General features: G+C 73.6%; 7 protein-coding genes and 1 pseudogene. 4 read left to right on the plus strand and 4 right to left on the minus strand.

Going from position 1 to position 8255, the window contains the following annotated elements; all coding sequences use genetic code 11:
- Window positions 1-124: 124 nt before the first annotated feature.
- Entirely contained in the window at window positions 125-1051 is a 927-nt protein-coding gene (locus GT045_RS24035) for a LysR substrate-binding domain-containing protein (RefSeq protein ID WP_161335408.1), read from the minus strand.
- Between the two features lie 111 nt (window positions 1052-1162).
- Here GT045_RS24035 and mgrA point away from each other — a divergent pair, with 111 nt between their 5' ends.
- A complete protein-coding gene (gene mgrA / locus GT045_RS24040; RefSeq protein ID WP_161296543.1) occupies window positions 1163-2155 on the plus strand; it encodes an L-glyceraldehyde 3-phosphate reductase in 993 nt (330 codons plus the stop codon).
- Window positions 2156-2206: 51 nt separating this feature from the next.
- On the opposite strand, the pseudogene GT045_RS24045 reads toward mgrA, so the two are convergent.
- Window positions 2207-3181 (minus strand): annotated as a pseudogene (locus GT045_RS24045) (oxidoreductase); the annotation flags it as partial.
- Between the two features lie 109 nt (window positions 3182-3290).
- Between GT045_RS24045 and GT045_RS24050 the strand changes: the two are divergent.
- Complete coding sequence (locus GT045_RS24050; RefSeq protein WP_161335409.1) at window positions 3291-4235, plus strand: AraC family transcriptional regulator; 945 nt, start codon at window positions 3291-3293, stop codon at window positions 4233-4235.
- Window positions 4236-4438: 203 nt separating this feature from the next.
- Complete coding sequence (locus GT045_RS24055) at window positions 4439-4849, plus strand: hypothetical protein (protein ID WP_161296208.1); 411 nt, start codon at window positions 4439-4441, stop codon at window positions 4847-4849.
- A 290-nt stretch (window positions 4850-5139) separates the two neighbouring features.
- Here GT045_RS24055 and GT045_RS24060 read toward each other — a convergent pair whose 3' ends face one another.
- Window positions 5140-6408: a streptophobe family protein gene (locus GT045_RS24060; RefSeq protein ID WP_161335410.1), complete on the minus strand. Its 1269-nt coding sequence runs from the start codon at window positions 6406-6408 to the stop codon at window positions 5140-5142.
- A 568-nt stretch (window positions 6409-6976) separates the two neighbouring features.
- Here GT045_RS24060 and GT045_RS24065 point away from each other — a divergent pair.
- Entirely contained in the window at window positions 6977-7429 is a 453-nt protein-coding gene (locus tag GT045_RS24065; RefSeq protein WP_161294714.1) for an ATP-binding protein, read from the plus strand.
- 232 nt (window positions 7430-7661) lie between these two features.
- Here the strand turns inward: GT045_RS24065 and GT045_RS24070 are convergent.
- Window positions 7662-8255, minus strand: a 594-nt coding sequence (locus GT045_RS24070; RefSeq protein WP_161335411.1) for a SigB/SigF/SigG family RNA polymerase sigma factor, incomplete at its 5' end; no start/stop codon positions are given.

Consider the following 8255-nt stretch of genomic DNA (forward strand, 5'->3'; position numbering starts at 1 on the left):
CGCCGCCGCGAGGCCGGCCGTCCCGCGCAGCACGGTCCGCCGTGTGTGTTCCGCCATGACATGTCCTCCCGACCGTCGGTCACGTGACCGACCGCTTCGAGTCTGCGGCGGCGGCAGGCGCGGGTCAGGAGCCCTGGGACCCGTCCCGGGGTGGTGCCAGGCCCCCTGTTCCCCCTCCGGTTTCCAGCAGCGTGACGAGCGCCCGGGCGGCGGGACTGGTGGCCCGGTCCGGCGGCAGCAGGGCCGCCGTCTCGTACTCCGCCCCGCCGAGGCCCTCCAGCGGCAGCGCCGTGAGCGAGGGCCGCTTGTGCCGGAAGTGCCGGGGCACGACCGCGATCCCCAGGTTCTCGTCCACCAGGTCCAGCAGGCTGTGCACGTCGTTGACCTCCAGCGCGACCGTGCGCCGTACGCCGGCCGCGGCGAACGCGGCGTCGGTGGTCCGGCGCGGCCCCCAGTCGGGATGGAAGTCGACGAAGACCTCCCCGGCGAGATCGTCCGGTCCGAGGACGGCCGGGGCCGTGGCGAGGCGGTGACTGGGATGGCACAGCACGGTCACCGGCTCGCTGGTCAGCGACACCGACCGCAGCTGGTCGGTGTCGGCCTGGGTACGGTAGGCGAAGGCCAGGTCGAGCCGCCCGGCCGCTACCTCCTCCGCCAGCGCGCCCGAGCCGGCCTGCCGAAGCCGGATCTCCACGTCCGGATGCCGGCCCCGGAACGCGGCCAGCAGCCGGGCCACGTGCACCCCCGCGATGCACTGCTCGGTGCCCAGCGCCAGCGTGCCGCGCAGCACGCCCTGCACGGCGGCCACGGCCTCGTGCGCCGACCGGACCTGGGCGAGGATCCGCTCGGCCTCCGTCCGCAGCGCCCGTCCCGCCTCGGTGAGCGTCACCCGGCGGGTGGTCCGCACGAACAGCGGCGCCCGCAACTCCCGCTCGAGCGCCCGGATGGACGCCGACAGGCCCGACTGGGACACCATCAGGCGTTCGGCGGCCCGGGTGAAGTGCTGGTCCTCGGCGACCGCGACGAAGTGCTGGAGATGGCGCAGTTCCATGATTGAGAAGCGTAGCCGCTGAATCGCATCGGATTCTTCTGTTGGACCGCTGCCCGTCGGCGGGGGAAGAGTGGAACCGGCAGACCCTGTGCCCACCCCTCTGGAGACGCGTTGTACACCGCACACCCCGACCGCTACACCGCCATGCCCTACCGGCGCACCGGCCGCAGCGGCCTGAAGCTCCCCGCCCTGTCGCTCGGCCTCTGGCACAACTTCGGCCCCGACCGGCCCGTCGAGACCCAGCGGGCCGTCCTCCGCCGCGCCTTCGACCTCGGCGTGACCCACTTCGACCTCGCCAACAACTACGGCCCGCCGCCCGGCGCCGCCGAGTCCGCCTTCGGCGAGGCCCTGAAGGCCGACTTCGGCCGCTACCGCGACGAGCTGGTGATCTCCACCAAGGCCGGCTACCTGATGTGGCCCGGCCCGTACGGCGAGTGGGGCTCGCGCAAGTACGTGCTGTCCTCGCTCGACCAGAGCCTGCGGCGGATGGGCCTGGACCACGTCGACATCTTCTACTCACACCGCTTCGACCCGGACACTCCGCTGGAGGAGACGATGGGCGCCCTGCACACGGCGGTGCAGCAGGGCAAGGCGCTCTACGTCGGCGTGTCCAACTACTCGGCCGAGCAGACCCGTGAGGCCGCCCGCATCCTCGCCGGTCTCGGCACCCCGCTCCTCATCCACCAGCCGCGCTACTCGATGCTCGACCGGCGCCCCGAGGACGAGGGCGTCCTCGACGCGCTGGACGAACTCCAGGCCGGTTCCATCGTCTACTCCCCGCTGGAGCAGGGCCTGCTCACCGGCCGCTACCTCGACGGCATCCCCGAGGACTCCCGGGCCGCGAGCGACAGCCCGTTCCTCAACTCGGACGCGGTCACCGAGGACCTCGTCGGCCGTCTCCGCGCCCTGGACGAGATCGCGCGCTCGCGCGGCCAGAGCCTCGCCCAGCTGGCGCTGGCCTGGGTACTGCGTGGTGGCCGGGTCACCTCCGCCCTGATCGGCGCGAGCAGCCCGCGGCAGCTGGAGGACAGCGTCGGCGCGATCCGCAACCTGGACTTCTCCGACGAGGAACTGGCGAGGATCGACGCGATCGTCAGGCCGTAGCCTGCCTGGGTCACCGGGCGGGCTGGCCTGCCCGGGGCACCGGGCGTCGGCGGTGAGCCGTTCGCTGACCTCCCACAGGCGGGCCGCCGCACGGGGGTCGACCGCGTACGGCAGCACTCCGGGCAGGGCCCCGGAGGCGTACCAGGCGGCCTCCGTCCCGGCGGTCACCAGCGGACTGACATCGCAGTTCTCGCAGTAGACGCCGCCCAGCCCGGCGAGCCGCGGGCTCGTGGCGCACCAGACGCTCGTGGCGGCCCCCTGCTCGGCCGTCTTCAGCTGGCGGGCGGGGTCACGCACCGGGCGGCCCTCGTCGTCGACGGCACCGGCCGCCCGGAGGGCCTCCACGGGGAGGTGTCTGGCCAGGCCGGTGTCGACGATCATGCCGGGGTGCACGGAGAACGCCCGCACACCCGCCGCCCGGCCGCGCCGGTCCAGCTCCACCGCGAAGAGCGCGTTGGCGGTCTTGGACTGGCCGTAGGCGAGGAACGGCTCGTAGGCACGGCGTTCGAAGCGCAGGTCGTCGAAGACGACGGGGGAGAAGCGGATGCCCCGCGAGGACACGGACACCACGCGCGCCCCGCGGGCCGCCACCAGGGCCGGCCACAGCCGGGACACGAGCCGGAAGTGCCCGAGGTGGTTCGTGGCGAACTGCGCCTCGTTGCCGCGCGCGTCCCGGGCCTGCGGGGTCGCCATGATCCCCGCGCTGTTCACCAGGATGTGCAGTGGACGGCCGGACGCGACGAACCCGTCGGCGAAGGCGCCGACGGAACCGGGGTCCATGAGGTCCATCGGCCGGACCTCGACGCCGTCGGCCCCGAGCGCGGCCCGGGCCCGCTCCGGATCCCTCGCCGGTACGACGACCTCGGCGCCGGCCGCCCGCAGCACGCGGCTCGTCTCCAGGCCGATACCCGAGTAGCCGCCGGTGACGATCGCGACCCGGCCGGTGAGGTCGATGCCCCGGATCACCTCCCCGGCGGTGGAGGCGGCACCGAAGCCGGAGCCCAGGGGCTGCTGGGGAGTGGTCATGACGGGGATCTCCTCGATGCGCTCGATCTCGCTCATGACAGCACCGTAGATCCGCCGATCCGAACGATGAATGCTTGAGGATGCGCTTCACTTGCGCGATAGTTCGAGCATGTCGAGCGATCCCCTCTCCGACGCCCTGGCCGTCGCGGACGCGCGCGGGGTGTTCTCCGGCGGCTTCACGGCCGGCGGCGCGTGGGCGATCCGGCTGCGCGGGCGCGACAGGCTGAAGGTGAACGTAGTGGCGCGGGGCGGCTGTCTGCTCGTCACCGAGGGCGGCGCCGAGCCCGTCGCTCTCGCCGAGGGCGACGTCGTCGTCTCCGACGGGCGGCGGTCGTACGTGCTGTGCAGCGAACCCGGGCTCACACCCGTCGACCCGGCGGACGTCGACGTGGACCCGGCCACCCGCATGGCGGCTCTCGGCGCGGGCGACGAGGTGATGTGCGTCTCCGGGCACATCGACCTGAGCCGGGACACCGGCGACCTGCTGCGCCGGGCCCTGCCCGAGCTGATCCACGTGCGCGGCGCGGCGGCGGAGGCGCCGGTACTGCGCTGGCTCACCGCCCAGCTGACCGCCGAGATGGCCGGCGGGCGGGCCGGCTCCGTGTTCGCCCGCGACCACCTCGCCCAGCTGATGTTCGTCCAGGTGCTGCGCGCCTGCCTCGGCGAGGCGGACGGACTGCCGGCCGGCTGGCTGCGGGCGCTGGCGGACGAGCGGCTCGCCCCCGCCCTGCGTCTGATGCACGCCGACCCGGCCCACCGGTGGCAGCTGGCGGAGCTGGCCCGGGCCGCCGCGATGTCCAGGACCACCTTCGCCGTCCGCTTCCGGGCGGCGGCCGGGGTGCCGCCCCTGACCTACCTGCAGAACTGGCGCATGAGCCTGGCCGCCCGTGCCCTGCGGCAGGGCTCCGCGCCGGTGGCGGCGCTCGCCCGGTCCGTCGGCTACACCTCCGAGAGCGCCTTCAGCAACGCCTTCAAACGCACCATCGGTGTCGGGCCGCGGTGCTACCGGGAGGCCGCGACGGGGACCCTGCCCGAGCCGGTCGGCGAGGGGTGACACAGGTCCCGCCGCATTTCGGCCAACCGCCGCCGGGAATATGCCAAGAGACTGGCCAAAAAGACATGGTGACAGTGATTCAGTAGTGAACATACTCGACTGTGTGGGCTTCACTTCCTGCGAAGCCACGATCACGCACCGCACATGATCCGCGCCGAGAGCGAGGCCGTCCGGCAGGCGACCGACGCGACGGGGGAGTGCGCATGCACGACGAATTCCTGTGCCATGTCACCGCGTACGGCACCTGCGGCGGACAGCGCATCGGAGTGCCCCTCGGCACCTACCGGGCGCCCACCCTGGCCCTCGCCCTGTGGTGGCTGCGCGACCGGGCGAGCTGGATCGCGAACCGCCTCGACCCGCAGCCCGAGGCCGGCCACTTCCCGCCCAGCTCGCTGGTGCCGGTCGCGGACACCGTGCCCGACGTGCCGGCCGTCCTGCGCGCCTGGTGCGGCGACCCGGCCCGACAGGAACGGGTCGCCGACGAGCTGGCAGCGGGCAGACTGGTGCGGATCGCCACGGGTGACGACACCACCGAGTACGAGCTGCTCGCGGAGTCCGTCGACGCGCTGCGCATGCAGCGGGCCGCCGCGCTCTTCGTCGTGCCCGTCGGCTGACCGTCGGCCCGGCGGCGCGTATACGCCCACTTCGAGCGCCGCAAGCTCGCTCCCGGCGACTGGTCGGCATCCCCGCTCCGATCAGCCCGCTGTCCGCGCGAACGAGGCCAAGGCGTCCCGACTCCCCGGAGCCTTCCTGCTGCCGCCCCTCACACACGAGGGCAACAGCTCTTCCGTCACCGCAGTAGGACGTCGATACCGAACTGCGGCAGCCCCGCCGGACCGGCTCCGCTGGGCCCGGCCGGTGCGGTCCACCGTGCCGCTGGACCCGCCGCTGCCGGTGACCAGGGCTAGTCCGGGGGCGGGGTGGGCCGGGCCGGGCCTCCGTGGCGCAGTGTGCGGGCCAGCAGGCCGCCCAGGAAGCCGGCCACCAGTCCCCACAGCGCGCCCAGACCCACCGCCTGCCACAGCCGGGGCCGCAGGAGCACCTCCCCGGTCAGCTCGCCGATGCCCAGCAGGGACAGCCCGTAGTGCGCCGACATCCGGGCCGTCAGACAGATCATCAGCACCGTCGCAGCCAGCGCGACGGCCAGGTGCACGGCGTGCTGCCACAGCCGCATCCGGGCAGGTGACCGCACGGCCATGCGGAAGCCCGCGGCCGGCAGCAGGACGGCGGCCGCGACCACCAGCCACCACATCCGGCCGTCGTGGGCCGCGAGCGAGCGCACGTCGAGCGTGGAGACGTCCGGGGTGCGCAGGACCTCGTCCAGCACGTGCGGCACCGGCAGGCCGAAGGGGCCCTCCACCCGGCCGTTCCAGGTCGCGCCCAGGCCGAGGGTGAGGGCCGGCCAGACCAGGTTGGGCAGGCCGAGCAGGACCAGCGCCGTCACGGTGGCGGCATGCCCGCGGGTGAGGACCGTGATCACGGCGCCGACCAGGCCGACGACGACGTAGGCCAGCAGCAGCCCGACCATCGCGTGCGCCGCGGGACGCACCGACTCCTGACGGCGCAGCAGCCGTGCCGGCAGCGGGGCGCCGCGCGAGGTCAGCAGGGCCAGCAGCAGCACTCCGGCCAGCCACAGCAGGCCGAACAGGACGGTCGACGGCACGTCCGTGGTGAATCCGGCCGTCGGCGCCGCGTCGAACAGGTCGGTGAGATCACTGAGGGTGCCGCTGCCCACGTCCACCGCGAACGTCCGCCGGGCGGCGAAGGCCAGGCCGACGAGGACCGGCAGCCACAGCACCGCGAACCGCCCCGCCCAGCCGCCGAGCTCCCCGGCCGAGGCGACCGCCCGGTGCCGCAGCGGGCGCAGGAAGCCGGCGCCCAGGACCAGGGCACCGGCGAGTGTCACGGACAACGGGAGCACGGTGAGCGTGGCCTGCGACCGGGCTAAGGCGCCCGCGTCGCCGGTCAGCCGCACGCTGCCGCCCACCGCCGTGACCACGGCCGCCGCCACCACCCGCGGGAACGCGCCGTCCGGCAGGCTCCCGGCACCGGCCGCCCACAGCCCCAGTGCCGCCACCAGAACCATGACGGCCAGCCCCGTCAGCACCGCGCCCACGGCCTGCGCCCAGCCGTGACGGGCGGCGGGCCACGCGGGAACGGTCGGAGGGTTCACGCCTGCCACGCTAAGCAGCCGCCGCACTCGCCGCCCGTCAGCTGAGCCGTCCGAGCCGCCGCACGCCGCCCGGTGGCGGGGCCGTCCGGGCCGCCTCTTGTGCGGCGCCGCCCCTGCACCGGCCGTCCCGCGCGCCGCCGTCCTGCGCACCGTCGTCTTCAGCGCCGCCGTCCCTGCACCGCCGTCCTGCGCACCGTCTTCTTCAGCGCTGCCGTCCCTGCACGGCCGTCCTACGCGCCGCCCTAGTCGTCCGCGCCCCTCGTCCGAGCCTTCGTCCTCGCCGTCCGGGCCACCGCCGGAGTCGTCACGGACCGTGCCCGTCGCGCCGTCCTCCGGGACGCTCACGCTCCCGCAGGGACGGACTCCCGGCACCGCGCGACGGCCTCCGCGGCGCTCCGAACAGCCCCGCGAGGCCCGGCAGCGGCCATCGGGAACCCCGTCCGGGCGACGTGAGTCTCACCACTGTGCGCGGTCGGCGTACGTATCGGGTGGACTGGCGGGCCAGACTCGGGGTACGAGGACTGGTGCAACATCGACCGGCCGTACCGGGCTTTCCGAGAGAGACAGCATGACCGAGCACCTGGGCGGGGCAGTGATACCGACTGGTTTCGACGTACCCGTGGAGCCGCTGCGGCGCGCAGCGCACTACACCGGCGAACCCGGATGCATCGCCGAGGCACGCGGTTTCGCCTCCCAGTTCCTCCAGCAGCTGCGGACCGAGTGGTGCGCCGTCACCGACGGCCGCGCCGACGGGGAGCTGCTGCTGATGGTGAGCGAACTGGTCACCAACGCCGACCAGCACAGCAGCGGCCCCTACATCCTGGAGCTGGAGGGTACGGACGCCGCGGTGGTCGTGTCCGTGTACGACAGCAACACCGCCCTGCCGCGCCGGTACCCGAAGGACCCCGAGCGCGTCGGTCGGCACGGTCTGGAGATCGTGCACGCCCTGGCCTCGGAGGTCACCGTGGAGCGGGTCCCCGTGGGCAAGCGCGTACGGGCCGTCTTCGCGCTGAACCGCTGAACCACTCTTCGCGCTGAACCGCTGAACCGCTGAACCACTGAGCCGCTGTTCGCCGGGTCCGGCCGGTCTTGCGGGAGCTTCTGATCCGCCTGTGTTCTTTACCGCACCCGCGCTGCCGCGCTGTGGACGCGCCTCACCGGCAGTACCCGTGACAGCACCGGAACGAATCACTGAGGGGGCGAGTCGGGCGGACAGGGGCGCTCCAGGACCGGAGCGCCCCGCCGGTGCCGCGTCAGGCGCAGCCGAGCTCGCCGAGCATCCCCTGCCGCAGCCGGAGGATGATGCGCTTGATCAGCCGCGAGACGTGCATCTGGGAGCAGCCGAGGCGCTCCCCGATCTCTGCCTGGGTGGCCTCCTCCACGAACCGCAGGTGGATGATCTCCCGGTCCCGGTCGCTCAGCTCCGCCATCAGCGGCGCGAGCGCGTGGAAGTCCTCGACCAGCTGGAGTCCCTCTTCCTCCACACCGATGAAGTCGGCGAGCACCGCCTCGCCGCTCTCGGAGCCGTCACCGGTGAGCGCGGCGTCCAGGGAGGCGGAGTTGTAGCCGTTCGAGGCGAGCTGGGCCTCGACCACCTGCGGCTCGGAGATGTTCATCAGCGTGGCCAGCTCGGCGACCGTCGGGTCCCGGTCCAGCCGGCTGGACAGCTCCTCGCGCGCCTTGGCGAGTTCCACCCGCAGCTCCTGGAGCCGGCGCGGCACGTGCACGGCCCAGGTGGTGTCCCGGAAGAACCGCTTGATCTCGCCGACGATGTACGGCAGAGCGAACGAGGTGAACTCGACCTCGCGGGCGAGTTCGAACCGGTCGATCGCCTTGATCAGGCCGAT

Source organism: Streptomyces sp. SID486 (genome assembly GCF_009865385.1).
Taxonomy (GTDB): domain Bacteria; phylum Actinomycetota; class Actinomycetes; order Streptomycetales; family Streptomycetaceae; genus Streptomyces.